Consider the following 15,561-nt stretch of genomic DNA (forward strand, 5'->3'; position numbering starts at 1 on the left):
AGACTTTGTTTTGTCGAATGCCTCTAGTTGGATGAAATGATCCACCGTCAGAGGTCATGGGACCACGCGTCAGGCACAAGCCGGTAACTTCCGTCGCCGGTGGTGAGGTGCGACCAGCCCGGGAAGTGCAGGTGCATGCCGGTGAACGCCAACCTCTCGCTCGCCACCCGATCGAACATGCGCCGACGCGTGGCTTCGGCCAGCACGGGATCGACGTCAAAGGCCAATGTGACGTCCGGGCGCGGAACCTGGATCTCGGGAGCGTGGACGATGTCTCCCCAGATCAGCAGCGTTTGCCCGCCTGAGGCGATGAGGTAACCCGTGTGGCCCGGCGTGTGCCCGGGCAGCGGAACGCTCGTTACACCCGGGAAGACCTCAACCTCGCTCGCAAACGCACGGAGCCGGTCGCGGTATGGCGCGAGCTGCTGCCGGGCCGTGTCGAAGTAATCTTCCGTTCCAGCGTTCTGGTCAGCTGTCCAGTAGCCGAGCTCGGCCTCGTGCAGGCAGATCTCCGCGTTTGGAAACAGCGCCGTGCCGGACGGATCCGAGAGGCCGTTCGAGTGGTCCGGATGCATGTGGGTGAGCAGGATGGTGTCGATGACAGCGGCCGACACGCCAGCAGCGTCAAGATTATCGAAGACGCGGCCGGCTGAGGACTGCAGGGTGCGCCCACACCCGGTATCAACGAGGCAGGCACGCCCGCCGCTGCGGATCAGGAACGTGTTCACCGAGGTCCGCCGTCCGGCCGATGGGCGGAACGCCTCTCTGAGCAGGCGACCTGCCTCGTCCTCTTCGATGTTCTGCAAAGCCGCGAGCGAGCCGTCGAGAAACCCATCACTGATGGCCGTGACGAGGATGTCACCGACCCGGCGATGATGGATCCCAGGTACCTGGCGACCCGGAACGGGCACTTCGTTCGTGGCCATCATGACGTCTCCAGAGAAGCGTGGGCAGGCAGTCGCGAACGGCCGCACGGCGACATAAGCAGCCGCCTTCCTGGTGCCGCCTACCTTAGTGCCGCCGGAGCGGCAGGGTTCACGCGAGCGCGGTGTTCACAATGGCGAAGATCGCGATAGTCAGGAAGGCAGCGGTAAAGTCGTCAGCGAAACGAGCCACTGCTGCAGTGCGCTGTGCCTCGGGCAAGTCCGCCAGAACGGTGGGACCAAGTCGCACGGCGTCCGCGAGCCATCGGCGACGCCGTGATACTGACCCAGCGTCACAACCGGCACCCCATTGCGAGAGTTACGCCATTGCGGAGCCAACCAAGCGCGACAGCTGCACGGAGGCCGACGCGGCCCCTAGCATAACGGGCGGGGCCTGCGACTGCATCGTGATCTGAGCTACCGGCATCGCCGAGCCCTGGAACACCGCCACGACCGCCAGCATCACCAGCAGACCCCACGGGCCGAGCAGCCCTCCGACAGGGCCGCCTGCAAACGCCACAAGCAGCAAACCAAGCGCAGCTGACGTCTGTCCTACCGCAGGGAAGATGGCGACGCGCCGGGTGCGCAAAGTTACTCGCCTCGGCCCAGCTGGGACCTGTCGGACCTCTGCCCCGGCCCGGCCGTCGCCACGCTCTCAACCGGCGCGGCACCGGTCCTGGTCTTCGTTGCGGCGATGCTCCTCGGCATGGCGGCGCACGAGCTTCGCGCGCGGCGAAGCCGCAAGCCGGTCGTGGCTCGGCCGTGAGAGTGCGCTCAGGCAGAGAGCGAGTGCCCGGCCGCGGCGTAACGGCTCGCGGGCCGCGCCAGACCCAGGTGATCGCGCAGCGTCGCCCCGGCATAATCGCGCCGGAAAAGACCGCGGCGCTGAAGAATCGGTACCACCGCGTCCACGAAGGTCTCCAAACCGTCGGGCAGCACGTCTGGCATCAGGTTGAAGCCGTCCGCCGCTCCGGCCCGGAACCAGGCTTCGATGTCGTCGGCGATCGCCTCCGGCGTGCCCGCGATGATGCGGTGACCGACCCCGCCGCCCAGCGCCCGCAGAAGTTGGCGCACCGTCAGCCCGTCCCGCCGGGCGAGCGCCACGGTACCCAGGAACATCGTGTGGTTGGCATCGGGCGGCAGGGGCAGCGGGTCGGGCAAGGGCTTGTCGAGGTCGAGCCGCGCCGGATCAATCCGCAGCGTCCCGGCGAGCCGCGCGAGGCTGTACGCCTCCGGCACCAGATCCCAAAGTTCATCCTGACGGCGGCGCGCCTCGGCCTCCGTCGAGCCGATCACCGTGGCGAGGCCGGGCAGGATGACCAGCGCATCCGGTCCGCGTCCGTAGCGCGCCGCCCGCGCCCGCAGGTCACGGACATAGGCCGCACCATCCTCGACGGTCTGGGCCAGGGAGAACACCGCGTCGGCGGTGGCGGCGGCGAGCTCGCGCCCGTCCTCTGAGCCGCCGGCCTGGAAGGTCACCGGCCGTCCCTGCGGGCTGCGCGGCACCGTGAGCGGCCCTACGACGGTGTAGTGCACTCCGCGGTGGTCGACGGCGTGGACCTTGGCCGTGTCCACGAACCGGCCGCTCGCCTTATCGCCGAGGAAGGCGTCGTCCTCCCAGCTGTCCCAAAGGGCGTGGACGAGATCGGTGAATTCCCGGGCACGGGCATAGCGAGCCCTGTGCTCTGAGGCGCCGGCGAAGCCGAAGTTACGGCCGGCGGCGGCGTCCGCCGTCGTCACCACGTTCCATCCGGCCCGGCCACGGCTCACGAGGTCGAGGCTCGCGAAGCGGCGGGCGAGATTGTACGGCTCGTTGTAGGTCGTCGAGGCGGTGGCTACGAGGCCGACATGGCTGGTCGCCGCCGCGACGCTGGCCAGCACCACGGTGGGTTCGAGGGCGTTGAACGGCCGGTAGTCGATCCGGTCGTTGATCGCCGGCGTGTCGGCGAGGAAGATCGCGTCGAGCTTGCCGCGCTCCGCGACGCGGGCGACGCGCACGAAGTGGTCGATGTCGAGGAAGGCGTCCGGCCGGCTCTGCGGCAGCCGCCACGCGGACGGGTAGACACCCGAATGCAACAGGTTGACGTTGAGATGCAGTTGGCGGCTGCTCATCGAAGCCCTCCGAGTCAGCGAATGCGGGGGATGATCTGCTCGGCGAAACGACGCATCTCCGCCTCGAAGGGCTGGAACTGCAGCATGAACAGTTCGATGCCGGCGGCGTGGAAGGCGCGAATCCGTTCGGCCACGGTTTCGTAGCCTCCCACGAGCCCGGCGGCGGTGCCGCCGTTGGTCCCGACATGCTGCGAGGCGGCCGCGTCGGTCTTGGCGAACATCACGCTCGCCTTGTCGGTACGGGCGCGGGTGTCGGCGCGGAGATCCGTATCGCGCTGGGCCAGGGCGAGGAGCCGGGCGTGCTCGGCTTCAGCCTCAGCATCGGTCTCCCGGGCGATCACGAAGGCCGAGAGCCCGTAGCGCAGGGGCCCGTTCGCCGCGGGGCGCTGGGCGACGTCGGCAATCAGGGCGGCGACATCCTCTAATGGCTGGCCGTTGATGAACCAAACGTCGGCGTGGTCGGCGGCGAGTGCTCGGGCGGGCTCAGATTCGCCGCCGAGATAGATCGTCGGCCGCGGCCGGAACGTGCCGGCGGGGCGGAGTTGGTATTCCTCCACCTGAAAGTGCTCGCCTTCCAGGGTCACCCGCTCGCCGCGCATCAGCCCGTCAACGAGGCCGATCCATTCGCGGCCATAGGCGTAACGGTCGTCATGGGTTGGGAAGGGCAGACCTGCGCGCTCGAACTCGGCCTTGTTCCAGGCATTGACGAGATTTAGGGCGAAGCGACCGCCGCTGATATGCTCGATCTGGAGTGCCATCTTGGCGAGCACCACCGGGTGGTAGAGCCCCGGCTTGATCGCCGCGATGATCTCGATCCGCCGGGTCAGCGCCGCGAGTGCTGCGGCTCCGGTCCAGGCTTCGAGCTGGTCCCGCTCCGGGTCGTAGGGGTTCATCGTGTGCTGGGCGACCAGCACCGAGTCGAAGCCGAGCGCTTCGGCCTCCAGCACCAGGGCGCGGTTGCGCTCCCAACTGGCGTCGTCGGGCTCGTCGGGATCGTGGTGGGAGGCGCGGGAACCGTGGACGGCGGCCCAGATGCCGAAACGGGGGTCGCACGCCACGGCGTCAGCCCCGGCCCGAGGGGATCGCGAAGATCGGCACGTCGGTCGCGTCGATCCGACGGGGGATGAGCTTGGCCTCGTAGAACACGTCGGCGATGGCCTGCTGCTCGCCGAGCTGGCTGCGCTCCACGGGCTCTACCGTGTAGGTCCGGCGGCTGTTGGCGGCGGCTACGACCGCCGGGGGCAGGTCGCCCCAGATCGGGGCGAGCAGCGCCACGGCCTCCTTCGGGTTCGCCTTCATCCAGGCGCCGGCCTCGACCAGGGAGCGGTAGACGGTCGCCACAACCTCCGGCTGCGCGGCGACGAAGCTGTCGTTGACGAGGTAGTAGCGGTGATAGGTCGTAAGGCCATCGCCGTCGGCGATGGCCCGGACCGGGCGCTTGGCCTCGGCGAATGCCAGGAACGGATCCCAGATCGACCAAGCGTCGAGGCTGCCCTGCTCGAAGGCCACGGCCCCCTCCGGCGCCTGGAGATAGGCGGGCTTGATGTCCGCGAAGGTCAGGCCCGCGCGCTTGAGCGCGGCGGCCAGCACGTAGTGGCTGCCGGAGCCGCGGGAGACGCCGACCGTCTTGCCCCTCAAGTCGGCGACACTGCGGATGGGGGAATCCGCCGGCACGATGATCGCTTCCGCTGAGGGTGCACCCCGCTCGCGGGCGTAAAAGGTTAGCGGCGCCCTGGCGGCCTGGGTGAAGATCGGCACCGCGTCGGCCACGTCGGCGTGGATGTCGACGGCCCCGGCATTCATGGGTTCAAGGACACTGGTGAAGAGATGCCAGCTTGGCGTGAAGCCAAGCGGTGCCAGACGCTCGGCCAGCGTGCCCTTCACCTTCAACACGGTGAACAGCACCGACGAGCGCTGCATACTGATCTTCACCTCGCGGGGCGCCGCGCGCGCAGTCGGTGCGCCGAGCGCCAGGGCGGCCGCCCCGCCGAGCCCGCCGCGCAGGAGCGTGCGGCGGGAGGGGCCGAACCGGCCCGTCGTGTCGTCGGTCATCGGGCGCTCGCGGATCGTAGAATGAACGGGGGCAGGACGCCGGGGGTGGCGACCGGCATGCCCCTTATTGAAGGCTAGCAAGACGCGTCGGATCAATGAAACGCGTTTTCGATTTAGTGGTTCTCGGGAGGAGCATGTTCCACAAAGGGAACTCCATAAAAAAAATCTTTCTTTCCACCCAGATCGAGTTCATTAAATGCTCATCAAAGTTGCAGGTCATCGGCAGGAGAACGATTATTTTACAAATATAACCCCGACAAAACAAAAATCTTCTTGCCGGTCGTCTCACGATACGTCGGTCCCAAAGACAACGTCCGACAGAGAATCAGGCTTGTGATCGGGAAGCGGCTCACCGATTCCTTCGTCAAACGCCCGCGGGGCGGTGTCTGAAATCGGAAAGTCGAAGCCATGTCGCAGACGGATGCGGGCTGGGGTGCGGGGCCGAGCGGGCGCTACGAGACCCTGGCAAACACATTCCGCCCGGTCTTCGCCGAGATCCGCGCTACCGCCGTTGAGCGGGACCGGGAGCGCCGCCTGCCACACGCCGAGCTCGGCTGGCTGCGGGAGGCGAACTTCACCACCCTGCGGCTCGCGCCTCAAGACGGCGGCCACGGCGCTAGCCTGCCCGAGTTGTTCGCCCTGCTGATCGAACTGTCGGCCGCGGATTCGAACGTCACCAACGCGTTGCGGGCGCATTTCGGCTTCACGGAGGACGCGCTCTGCTCCTCCTCGCCGGATTGGCGCGCGGCCTGGATCGGGCGGATCGGCGCGGGCAAGACGATCGGCAGCGGTGTCTCGGAGACCGGGTCGGCAAAGGTCGGCGCCTTCGACACGGTGGTTCGGCGGAGCGACGGAAGGCCCGTGGTCGAGGGGCGTAAATTCTATACCACTGGCTCGCTCTTCGCGGACTACATCCACCTCTCGGCCGAGGACGAGGCCGGCGGGGCGGTGACGGCCGCCGTACCGGTGCGCGCGCCGGGCGTCACCATCGTGGACGATTGGGATGGGTTCGGGCAGGCGCTCACCGCCAGTGGCACCGCGACCTTCGAGGCGGTGGCCCTCGACCCCGCGCTGATTAAGCCGGACCCAGCCCGTTTCCCCTACGCCATGGCGTTCTTCCAGTTGGTGCATCTGGCGACGCTCGCCGGCATTGGCCGGGCGGCGGCCGAGGACGTGGCGCGGCTGGTGGCAGAGCGCACCCGCGTCTACAGCCACGGCAATGCCGGGCGCACCGCGGACGATCCGCAGATCCAGGCTGTGGTCGGCCGCGTACGTGCCAATGCCTACGCGGCCGGCGCCGTGGTGCTGAAGGCAGCCGAGGCGGTCCAGCGGGTCCACGACGCGCACCGGGCCGGCTCGCCGGAGGCAGAGCGGCAGGCGACGCTCGCCGATGTCGAGGTCAACCAGGCGGTCAGCGTGGTCACCGACCTGGTCCTGACGGCTACGACGTCGCTGTTCGACGCGCTCGGCGCCTCGGCAGTGAAAGTTGGGGCCGGCCTCGACCGGTACTGGCGCAACGCCCGCACCATCGCCTCCCACAACCCGCGCATCTACCGGGACCGCAGTGTCGGCACCTTCGCAATTTCTGGCGAGGCGCCGCCCCGTCAGTACCGCGTCGGTTCGGCCTAAGGTTGCGAGCATGGCACGAAGCGACCGCATGCGCCTCGGCGCATTCCTCTATCCCGGCGGGCACCACGTCGCCGCGTGGCGGCATCCGTCCTCCGATGCCGATGCCGGGATCAACGCCGCTCATTACCGGCAGCTCGCCCGCACGGCCGAGGCTGCGAAGTTCGACCTGATCTTCCTCGCGGACGGGGTCAGCATCCGGGGCGACGATCTGGACGCCCTAAGCCGCACGGCGATCCGCTATGTCGGCCAGTTCGAGCCGCTGACCCTGCTGTCCCACCTCTCGGCGGTGACGGAGCAGATCGGCCTCGTGGCCACCGCCTCTACCACCTACAACGAGCCGTTCCACGTCGCCCGCAAGTTCGCCTCCCTCGACCATCTGAGCGGCGGCCGGGCGGGCTGGAACCTCGTCACCTCCGCGGACCCTCGGGAGGCCTGGAACTTCAGCCGCGAGAGCCATCTCGCCCACGCCAACCGCTACGCCCGGGCGGAAGAGTTCGTGGACGTCGTGCGCGGCCTGTGGGATTCCTACGAGGACGACGCCTTCGTCCGCGACCGCGAGGGCGGGCGCTTCTTCGATGCCGACAAGCTGCACCTGCTCGCCCACGAGGGCGAGCACTTCTCGGTGCGGGGGCCGCTCAACGTTCCCCGCCCGCCGCAGGGGCATCCGGTGGTGGTGCAAGCGGGTTCCTCGGAGGCCGGCAAGGCGCTTGCCGCCCGCACCGCCGAGGTGATCTTCACCGCTCAGCAGACCCTGGAGGATGCAGTCGCCTTCTACGCCGACGTAAAGGGCCGGATGAGCCCCTACGGCCGCGATCCGGACCACCTCAAAATCATGCCGGGCGCCTTCCCGGTGGTCGGGCGGAGCGAGGCGGAGGCGCAGGACAAGTTCGCCTCGCTGCAGGAGCTGATCCACCCGGTGGTCGGTCGCTCGCTCCTCGAACAGCTCACCGGCGCCGACCTGTCCGCCCTTCCGGACGATGCCCCGGTGCCGGAGATGCCGGAGACCAACGGCGGCAAGAGCCGCCAGGACCTGTTCCTCCGCCTCGCCCGGCGGGAGGGCCTGACGATCCGCGAACTCTACCTGCGCGCCGCCAGCGCCCGAGGCCACTGGACGATCGTCGGCACGCCGGCACAGGTCGCCGACGCCCTGCAGGAGCGGTTCGAGGCGCGGGGCGCAGACGGCTTCAACATCATGCCGCCGACCCTGCCCGGCGGGCTCGACGACTTCGTTGCCCTCGTCCTCCCGGAATTGCGGCAGCGGGGACTCTTCCGGGACGAGTACGAGGGATCGACCTTGCGGGATCACCTCGGCCTTCCCCGGCCTGCGCACCGCATTCCATCAGCCGCACGCACCTCGCTCGAACGAGGGGCCGCATGACGACCATCGTGCAGAGGCTGTCGGCGCAAGACTGGCATCAGATCGGATTGTGATGCAATGAGCGACAGCGACACGATCAACGCCCGACGGCGCTTCCTCGTGCGGGGGGCGGCAGCGGCCGTGGGTGCCGTAGCCGGCAGCGCAGCCCGCGCGGAGGAGGCGACTCCGCCCGCCATCCCAGATTGGATGAAGGTGCCCGGAGCCGATACCGGCAGCCAGCCCTACGGCACGCCCTCCCGTTTCGAGGCGGGGCTCATCCGCAACGTGCCGAAGGGGTTGAAGCAATACACCTCGGCCTCCAGCCGCACGCCGCTGCAGGATCTCGACGGCATTCTCACGCCGAACGGCCTATTTTACGAGCGCCACCACGGTGGCATCCCCGATATCGACCCGACCCAGCACCGGCTCATGATCCACGGGTTGGTGGAGCGGCCCCTCGTCCTTACCATGGAGGACATCCGCCGCTTTCCGAGCGAGTCGCACATCTACTTCCTCGAATGCTCGGGCAATCCGGGCTTCGAGGCGATCAAGGGCAAGACCGCTTCGGATCTCGTCGGGCTTGTCAGTTGCGCCGAATGGACCGGTGTTCGCCTCGCGACGGTTCTGCGCGAGGCTGGCATGAAGTCGGAGGCGAAATGGGTCGTGGCCGAGGGCGCGGATGCCGCCGCCATGACCCGCAGCATCCCGGTCGCGAAATGCCTCGACGACGCGCTGCTGGTCTACAGCCAGAACGGCGAGCGGCTGCGCCCGCAGCAGGGCTATCCCTTGCGGGTGTTCCTGCCCGGCTTCGAGGGCAACATGAGCGTGAAGTGGCTGCGCCGCCTCAACGTGAGCGCGGAGCCGGCCTATTCCCGTGAGGAGACCTCCAAGTACACTGACCTGATGCCGGATGGCACCGCCCGACAATTCACCTTCGTGATGGAGGCGAAGTCTATCGTCACCCGGCCCTCCGGCACCCAGCGGATCACGCCCGGTTTCCACGAGATCACCGGCATCGCCTGGACCGGGCGCGGCCAGATCCGGGGGGTGCAGGTCACAACCGATGGAGGCAAGACCTGGCAGGACGCCGCCCTTCAGGAGCCGGTTCTGAACCGGGCGCTCACCCGCTTCCGCCTGCCCTGGCGATGGGACGGGACGCCGACGACCATCGCGAGCCGGGCGATCGACGAGACCGGGTATGTTCAGCCGAGCTTCGACGCGTTGACGGCGGTGCGCGGCCTCAAATCTTTCTACCACAACAACGCGGTCGTGCCCTGGCGCATCGCCGCGGACGGCGAGGTGGCCAATGGCTATGCATGAAGCCCGCGCCGTCGTCTTCATGGCCCTAGTGCTCACCTGCGCAGGGGCGGCGCGGGCGACAGAGCGCCTCGGGATCGGTCGCCCGGCGTCGGAGGCCGAGATCGCCGCCTGGAACATCGACATCGACCGCGATGGCCGGAAGCTGCCGCCTGGACACGGCAGCGTCGCGCAGGGGCGCGCGGTGTTCGACGCGCAGTGCGCGTCCTGCCACGGCAGCCGGGGGGAAGGTGGGACCGGCGAGAGGCTCGTCGGCGGCCAAGGCACGCTCGCTTCTGCGAAGCCGCTCAAGACCGTCGGGAGCTTCTGGCCCTACGCGCCGACCCTGTTCGACTACATCCGGCGGGCGATGCCGATGAACGCCCCGCAATCGCTCAGCGATGACGACGTTTACGCGGTCTCCGGCTACGTCCTGTACCTGAACGGACTCATCCCGGAGCGCGCCGTGCTCGATGCCGCCACGCTAGCCGCCGTCCGCATGCCGAACCGCGAGGGGTTCGTCTCCGACCCGAGGCCTGATGTGAGACCCTGACCAGACCAAATCGATGGTGTCGTAATCCCCTGGCGATACGTCGGCCAGAAGGACGTCCTGGATGTCCGATCTGGGGCAGGATGGGCCGTACACGGACCTGCACTCATAGCAACTTATGTGGCGCGGTCGAGATCAGTCCCGGCTCCGGAGGCCATATGGCCGCAACAAATCCGAGACTTGAACGACAAAGCGACACGGAGCCCGGTGATCCGCCTTGTGGGCCTGTGCGGCGAAGATCCGCCGGATCATCCAAAAGGAATATGCCTTCCTGGCACATACCATAGAAATTCGATCCACAGATCTTACCTGCAATGAAAATATAGTACAAAATTTGGTAAAAACAATAAACTTTGACTTTTCGAGTTGCATGTCAATGACGTATAATCCTAAATTGGTGACGAGCGCAGGCACGCAAATTTCGGAAATCTATCCGATAGCTTGATAGTTTTTTGAAAAAATCAGTTCTGCGTCGGTACTCAATCTGGCGTGAATAAGATTGTCTTGGTGGCATCTGATGCGAAAGATCGTTCCCTGCGGCGCGGTCCTCACGACCTGCGCTGTCTGGCTTGCGGGGCCAGCTTACGCGGCGCCTCCTGATCTGGCCCCGAAAACCGGTGGCACGACCACCTGGGGTGTCGCGACCGAGCCGAGCTGCTTCGATCCGCATCGCTCCTCCCAGCAGGCGGCCTTCTTCGTCGCTCGGAACTACATCGACTCTTTGGTGGCCAAGCGCGCTGACGGGAGCTTCGCTCCCTGGCTTGCAACGCAGTGGTCGCTCGCGCCGGACGGCCTGACCTACACCTTCACGCTTCGCGACGGTGTCACCTTCCATGACGGCACGCCGCTCGATGCCGAGGCGGTGAAAGCGAATTTCGACTTCGTAAAGAAGCCCGAGAACGCCGCGAATGCGGCCGCTCTGCTCGATCGGTATGCGCGCGCCGAAGTCGTGGCCCCCAACGTGGTTCGGCTGATCCTCGCCCGGCCGGATTCGAGCTTCCTGGAATCCGTCTCGAACGTGAAGCTCGGGATTTTATCCCCGAAAGCCTTAGCCAAGGGCGACCTCTGCGGCGGAGGTCCCGCGCTCGCTGGCACCGGACCCTTCGTGTTCGCGGAGTACGTGCGCGGCCAGTCGGCCCGCTTCGTCCGCAACAAGGCCTATGCGTGGCCGCCCGGCTACGCCGCTCACGCCGGGCCGGCCTATCTCGACGGCTTCACGATCCGCTTCCTACCCGAGGCAGCGGTGCGGGCCGGCGCCCTCGCCTCGGGTCAGGTCGACGTTATCGAGGGGGTGCAGCCGACTGATGCTCCGCTCTTCACCGACCAGCCGGATTTCACCCTGCTTAAGGGACCGTTGGGCGCCGGCACGGCCTTCACCCTGAACGTCAACTACACCCGCGCGCCCGCCGATGATGTCCGCGTGCGGCGCGCCCTTCGCGATGGCTTCGATCCCGAACCGATCGTGGGCCAAGCCTACCTCGGGACGGTCCCGCGGGCGTGGTCGATCATCGGGCCGGATAACCCGGCCTTCAACCGGGCTCTCGTCGGCGCCTGGGGCCGGGACGTCGCAGGCGCCAACCGCCTGCTCGACGTGGCCGGCTGGACCGGGCGCGACGCCGCGGGCTTCCGTACCCGCGATGGCAAGCGCTTGACGATCGAGGTGGGCTACCCGCAGCCCTACGTGCGCGACAACCGTGAGGTGCTGATCCAGGGCATCCAGGCTGCCCTGCGCAAGAACATCGGTCTGGATCTCAACCTGCGCATCATCACCGCGGGCGAGTACGCCAAAGGCAATGCCACCGGGACTTGGTCGATCTACCCGAACACCGACAATCCCTCGGACGCCGCTCGTGAACTCTGGGATATGCTCGGCACGAAGGGCTTCCTCTACACCAACGTCCCGAACCCCGACCCAGAGATCACCGGCTTGGTCGACGAGGCGCTCGCCGCCACGGATCCCGCGCGCAAGCGCGCCTTCACCGACCGGATCCAGGTGCTCGGCATTGAGAAGGCTTACATCGTCCCGCTCTTCGCGCCGAGCTGGTTCCTGGCTGCTCGCAAGGGGGTCGAAGGCCTCGGCTTCGAGGCCGGCCTCGACTCGCCCGCCAACGCCTACGACGTCTGGCTTGCCGGGGAGTAGGCCGATGCCGGCACGCCATCTCACACTCCGCATCCTGAGCCGTCTGGGTACGAGCCTCGTTGTCGCCTGGGCGAGTGTGACCGCGGCATTCGTCGCGCTGCATGCCCTGCCGGGCCGGATCGAGGACATCCTCGCCGGCGATGTCGACTTCCCGGGTCTGCGCGAGGCGATCGCTGCCGAGTGGGGCCTGGACCGGAGCTTGCCGGCCCAGTACGCCGACTTCCTGCTTCGCCTCGCCCACGGCGACTTCGGCACCTCCTACGTGCTGCGCCGGCCAGTCATCGAGGTCGTTGGCTCGCAGCTGCGGCCGACCGTCGAGCTCGCCTTCGCGGCGGGCCTCCTCGCCGTCCTGCTGGCCGGGGGGCTCGCCCTCGCGACGGCTGGGCGGGGACGCCTCGCCCACGGCCTCGCCTCCAGTCTCGAACTTGTCGCTGCCTCCACGCCGGTCTTCTGGCTCGGCATCCTGCTGCTGATGGCGTTCTCGTTCTCCCTGCGCTGGTTCCCGGTGGCGGGCGCCAAGAGTTGGAACGCCCTCGTGCTGCCGGCCATCGCCCTCGCCCTGCCGACGGCCGGTCTCCTGGCCCAGGTCCTGCGCGAGGCGATGGAGAAGACCCTCGACCAGCCCTTCGTCACCACGGTCCGGGCCCGCGGCGTCGGCGAGACCGCCATCCGGATCCGCCACGTCCTGCGGCATGCCCTGCTTCCGGCCGTGACCCTCGGTGGCTGGCTGATCGGCGGTCTGCTCGGGGGCGCCGTAATCACCGAGAAGGTATTCGGCCGGCCGGGACTCGGCACGGTGACGCTCGGGGCGGTCCTCACCCACGACGTGCCGGTCGTGCTGGCGGTGGTGCTGCTCGCCGCGCTCATCCACGTCGCCGCCTCGACGCTCCTCGACATCCTCTACCTCCTGATTGATCCGAGGCTCAGGACCACATGACAGCATCCCCGCATTCCGCTCCAGCCGCCGTCGCGCTCTCGACCGAAGGCCTGGTCGGGACCGTAGCCAGCGTGCCGACTTCGGTCCTGCGAGCCACGCGGTTCAGGCCTCGACATCCGCCACGCTTCATCCTGGCGGCCGGGTTCCTCGCCATGCTGGCCCTCGTTGCGCTGGGGCCGGGGCTGTTCACCCGCTACGATCCGCTGACCGGCGACTTTTCCGAGACCCTGAAGGGTCCGAGCTGGGTCCACCCGTTCGGCACCGACCGGCTCGGGCGCGACGTCCTCGCCCGAACCCTCTACGGCACCCGCTACTCGCTCCTGATCGGGCTTGCTGGCATGGCGGTCAGCGCCGCCGCGGGCGTGCTCCTCGGCGTATTGGCGGGATTGCGCAACCGTCTGCTGGACGAGGCGGTGTCACGCCTCTTCGACGTGCTCTCGTCCTTCCCGGGCGTGCTGCTCGCCATGCTGGTCGTCACCTTCCTGGGACAGGGCATGGCTAACATTGCGATCGCTGTCGGCATCGCCGGCATCCCGAAATTCGGACGGGTGGTGCGCGCCCAGACTCAGCTCGTGCGAGATGCCGACTACGTGACCCACGCGGCGATCTACGGGCTCGGGCGCTCCCGGATCTTTCTGCGCCACGTCCTGCCAAACGTGCTGGTCGCGGTGCCGGTCATCGCGACCATCTACATCGGTAATACGATCCTCGTCGTGTCGGGTTTGAGCTTCCTCGGGCTCGGCCCCCAGCCGCCAACGCCGGAATGGGGTGTGATGCTCGCTGAGAGCCGCGACGTGCTGCGGGTGGCGTGGTGGCCGGGTGTGTTTCCGGGGCTCGCCATCACCCTGACCGTGATCGCCTTCAGCATCGTCGGGGGCGTGCTCCAGAAGCGCTTCGAGGGACGCATCGCATGACCGATCGTCACGAACCGCTCGTCGACATACGCGGCCTCTCAGTCGCCTTCCCGGCTCAAGGGGATGAGCCCGTGGTCCAGGGTGCCGACCTCACCATCCATCCGGGCGAATGCGTCGCCCTCGTGGGTGAGTCCGGATCGGGCAAGAGCGTCACGGCGCGCAGCCTCTTGGGCCTCACGGGCGACGGGGCGCGAATCGAAGCAGCGCAGTTCCGGATCCGCGGTCGGGATGCGCGCACCTTCCGCGAGGCCGACTGGCGCCGCCTGCGCGGCAACCTCACGGGCCTCGTGATGCAGGATGCGCTGGTCTCGCTGGATCCCCTCCGGACGATCGGCCAGGAGGTCGGCGAGGTGCTCACCGAACACCGTTTGGTATCGGGTGGCGCCGCGCTGACGGAGCGCGTCCACGCCACGCTTGCCAAGGTCGGCATGCCACGACCTGCCGAGCGAGCCCGGCAGTTCGCGCACCAGCTCTCCGGCGGCCTCCGGCAGCGAGCCCTTATCGCCGCCGCCATCGCGGCCGAGCCCGACCTCATCATCGCGGACGAGCCAACGACGGCGCTTGATCCCGGCATCCAGGACCAAGTGCTTGCGGTTCTCGCCGACCGGGTGCGTGAGGGCGCTGGCCTTCTCCTGATCAGCCACGACCTCGCCCTCGTCGCGCGGATCGCGCACCGCGTGATCGTGATGCGGGCCGGACGCATCGTCGATGCCGGGTCGACCCAGGAGGTCCTTGAGCAGCCGCGACATCCCTACACGCGCCAGCTTCTCGCCGCGATCCCGTCCGCCGCCTCGCGCGGCAGCCGCCTGGCGTCGGCGCGGATCTCCGCCGGCCAAGGCTCATCCACGATAGAGCGCGAGCCGTCCCCGCCGCGGGCAGCCGTCGAGCCGCGGCCCGTGCTGGAGGTTAGCGACATCGCCAAGCATTACGCACATCGTGCGGCGGCCGGCCAAACCGGCACCTTCACCGCGCTTGAGGGGGTCAGCTTCACGGTGCGAGCCGGCGAGGTGCTCGGGATCATCGGCGCATCAGGCTCCGGCAAATCGACCTGCGCCAAGATCGTCCTTGGCCTGCTGGAGCCGGATGCGGGCGAGGTAAGGCTGCTCGGGGAGCTCTGGACAAGGATACCCGAGCCGCGTCGGCGTCCGCTGCGCCGGCGGCTCCAGTACATCCCGCAGGATCCGCTGAGCAGCTTCGATCCCCGCTACCGCGTCGCGGACATCATCGCCGAGAACCTCCCGGACACTGGCGCGAGGGGCCGGCGCGCGCGTGTGCTCGCGCTGCTGAATCAAGTCGGTTTGAGTGGTGGCGTGATCGATCGCCATCCCCGCGCCCTATCCGGCGGCCAGCGCCAGCGCGTGGCAATCGCCCGGGCGCTGGCCGCCGAGCCCGCTCTGATCGTCTGCGACGAACCAGTGTCAGCGCTCGACATCGGCATCCAGGCCCAAATTCTGGATCTGCTGGCCGACTTGCAGGGCCGCCTCAGCACCGCGATGCTGTTCATCTCCCACGATTGGGGCGTGGTCCAGCACCTCGCCGACCGGGTGCTCGTGTTCCAGGACGGCCGGATCGTCGATCAGGGAAGCGTCGCGGACGTGTTCGGGAGCGCAATCGTGAACACCGTGCCCGGACGGCTAAGCGCCGCTTGAGC

The 15,561-nt window shown here is 68.0% G+C and carries 13 protein-coding genes; 9 read left to right on the forward strand and 4 right to left on the reverse strand.

All coding sequences use genetic code 11. The annotated features are described in order from the left end of the window. Nucleotides 1–47: 47 nt before the first annotated feature. The gene (locus MKK75_RS08960) at nucleotides 48–929 is read right to left on the reverse strand and encodes an MBL fold metallo-hydrolase (RefSeq protein WP_244042238.1); all 882 of its coding nucleotides are present in this window, start codon (nucleotides 927–929) and stop codon (nucleotides 48–50) included. Nucleotides 930–1,539: 610 nt separating this feature from the next. On the opposite strand from MKK75_RS08960, the gene MKK75_RS36050 reads away from it, so the two are divergent. Next, nucleotides 1,540–1,689, forward strand: coding sequence for a DUF6691 family protein (locus MKK75_RS36050; RefSeq protein WP_313901845.1), 150 nt, complete (start codon nucleotides 1,540–1,542; stop codon nucleotides 1,687–1,689). Nucleotides 1,690–1,697: 8 nt separating this feature from the next. On the opposite strand, the gene MKK75_RS08965 is transcribed toward MKK75_RS36050, so the two are convergent. From MKK75_RS08965 to MKK75_RS08975, 3 genes are read right to left on the reverse strand one after another with little or no spacing between them, the layout of a single operon-like run. Beyond that, nucleotides 1,698–3,035 carry an LLM class flavin-dependent oxidoreductase gene (locus MKK75_RS08965; RefSeq protein ID WP_244042239.1) on the reverse strand — a complete coding sequence of 446 codons (1,338 nt, stop codon included), beginning with the start codon at nucleotides 3,033–3,035 and terminating at the stop codon, nucleotides 1,698–1,700. Between the two features lie 14 nt (nucleotides 3,036–3,049). Beyond that, entirely contained in the window at nucleotides 3,050–4,093 is a 1,044-nt protein-coding gene (locus tag MKK75_RS08970; RefSeq protein ID WP_244042240.1) for an LLM class flavin-dependent oxidoreductase, read from the reverse strand. A 4-nt stretch (nucleotides 4,094–4,097) separates the two neighbouring features. Next, nucleotides 4,098–5,087: an ABC transporter substrate-binding protein gene (locus tag MKK75_RS08975; RefSeq protein WP_244042241.1), complete on the reverse strand. Its 990-nt coding sequence runs from the start codon at nucleotides 5,085–5,087 to the stop codon at nucleotides 4,098–4,100. A gap of 408 nt (nucleotides 5,088–5,495) precedes the next feature. Between MKK75_RS08975 and MKK75_RS08980 the strand changes: the two genes are divergently transcribed. The 8 genes from MKK75_RS08980 to nikE all read left to right on the forward strand — a co-directional run bounded on the left by MKK75_RS08980 (nucleotide 5,496) and on the right by nikE (nucleotide 15,559). Further along, on the forward strand, nucleotides 5,496–6,716 hold the full coding sequence (locus tag MKK75_RS08980) for a monooxygenase (protein WP_244042242.1): 1,221 nt from the start codon (nucleotides 5,496–5,498) through the stop codon (nucleotides 6,714–6,716). 10 nt (nucleotides 6,717–6,726) lie between these two features. Continuing rightward, a complete protein-coding gene (locus tag MKK75_RS08985; protein ID WP_244042243.1) occupies nucleotides 6,727–8,094 on the forward strand; it encodes an LLM class flavin-dependent oxidoreductase in 1,368 nt (455 codons plus the stop codon). Between the two features lie 57 nt (nucleotides 8,095–8,151). Beyond that, entirely contained in the window at nucleotides 8,152–9,393 is a 1,242-nt protein-coding gene (gene soxC, locus MKK75_RS08990; protein ID WP_244042244.1) for a sulfite dehydrogenase, read from the forward strand. Continuing rightward, nucleotides 9,380–9,922, forward strand: a complete 543-nt coding sequence (locus MKK75_RS08995) for a c-type cytochrome (RefSeq protein ID WP_244042245.1) — start codon at nucleotides 9,380–9,382, stop codon at nucleotides 9,920–9,922. Before soxC ends, MKK75_RS08995 begins: the two co-directional genes overlap by 14 nt. A gap of 514 nt (nucleotides 9,923–10,436) precedes the next feature. Then, nucleotides 10,437–12,059 (forward strand): ABC transporter substrate-binding protein, encoded by a 1,623-nt coding sequence (locus MKK75_RS09000; protein ID WP_244042246.1) that lies wholly within the window; start codon nucleotides 10,437–10,439, stop codon nucleotides 12,057–12,059. A 4-nt stretch (nucleotides 12,060–12,063) separates the two neighbouring features. Continuing rightward, nucleotides 12,064–12,996 carry an ABC transporter permease gene (locus MKK75_RS09005; protein ID WP_244042247.1) on the forward strand — a complete coding sequence of 311 codons (933 nt, stop codon included), beginning with the start codon at nucleotides 12,064–12,066 and terminating at the stop codon, nucleotides 12,994–12,996. Then, entirely contained in the window at nucleotides 12,993–13,910 is a 918-nt protein-coding gene (locus MKK75_RS09010; RefSeq protein ID WP_244042248.1) for an ABC transporter permease, read from the forward strand. Before MKK75_RS09005 ends, MKK75_RS09010 begins: the two co-directional genes overlap by 4 nt. Further along, nucleotides 13,907–15,559, forward strand: a complete 1,653-nt coding sequence (gene nikE, locus MKK75_RS09015; RefSeq protein WP_244042249.1) for a nickel ABC transporter ATP-binding protein NikE — start codon at nucleotides 13,907–13,909, stop codon at nucleotides 15,557–15,559. Before MKK75_RS09010 ends, nikE begins: the two co-directional genes overlap by 4 nt. Nucleotides 15,560–15,561 lie beyond the last annotated feature (2 nt).

It is taken from the genome of Methylobacterium sp. J-030 (assembly GCF_022829545.1).
Taxonomy (GTDB): domain Bacteria; phylum Pseudomonadota; class Alphaproteobacteria; order Rhizobiales; family Beijerinckiaceae; genus Methylobacterium.

What these genes read in the sequence shown, in the direction of transcription:
- MKK75_RS08960 (WP_244042238.1), bottom strand. Translation starts at nt 929, where the DNA reads ATGATGGCCACGAACGAAGTGCCCGTTCCGGGTCGCCAGGTACCTGGG.
- MKK75_RS08965 (WP_244042239.1), bottom strand. Translation starts at nt 3,035, where the DNA reads ATGAGCAGCCGCCAACTGCATCTCAACGTCAACCTGTTGCATTCGGGT.
- MKK75_RS08975 (WP_244042241.1), bottom strand. Translation starts at nt 5,087, where the DNA reads ATGACCGACGACACGACGGGCCGGTTCGGCCCCTCCCGCCGCACGCTC.
- MKK75_RS08980 (WP_244042242.1), top strand. Translation starts at nt 5,496, where the DNA reads ATGTCGCAGACGGATGCGGGCTGGGGTGCGGGGCCGAGCGGGCGCTAC.
- MKK75_RS08985 (WP_244042243.1), top strand. Translation starts at nt 6,727, where the DNA reads ATGGCACGAAGCGACCGCATGCGCCTCGGCGCATTCCTCTATCCCGGC.
- soxC (WP_244042244.1), top strand. Translation starts at nt 8,152, where the DNA reads ATGAGCGACAGCGACACGATCAACGCCCGACGGCGCTTCCTCGTGCGG.
- MKK75_RS08995 (WP_244042245.1), top strand. Translation starts at nt 9,380, where the DNA reads ATGGCTATGCATGAAGCCCGCGCCGTCGTCTTCATGGCCCTAGTGCTC.
- MKK75_RS09000 (WP_244042246.1), top strand. Translation starts at nt 10,437, where the DNA reads ATGCGAAAGATCGTTCCCTGCGGCGCGGTCCTCACGACCTGCGCTGTC.
- MKK75_RS09005 (WP_244042247.1), top strand. Translation starts at nt 12,064, where the DNA reads ATGCCGGCACGCCATCTCACACTCCGCATCCTGAGCCGTCTGGGTACG.
- MKK75_RS09010 (WP_244042248.1), top strand. Translation starts at nt 12,993, where the DNA reads ATGACAGCATCCCCGCATTCCGCTCCAGCCGCCGTCGCGCTCTCGACC.
- nikE (WP_244042249.1), top strand. Translation starts at nt 13,907, where the DNA reads ATGACCGATCGTCACGAACCGCTCGTCGACATACGCGGCCTCTCAGTC.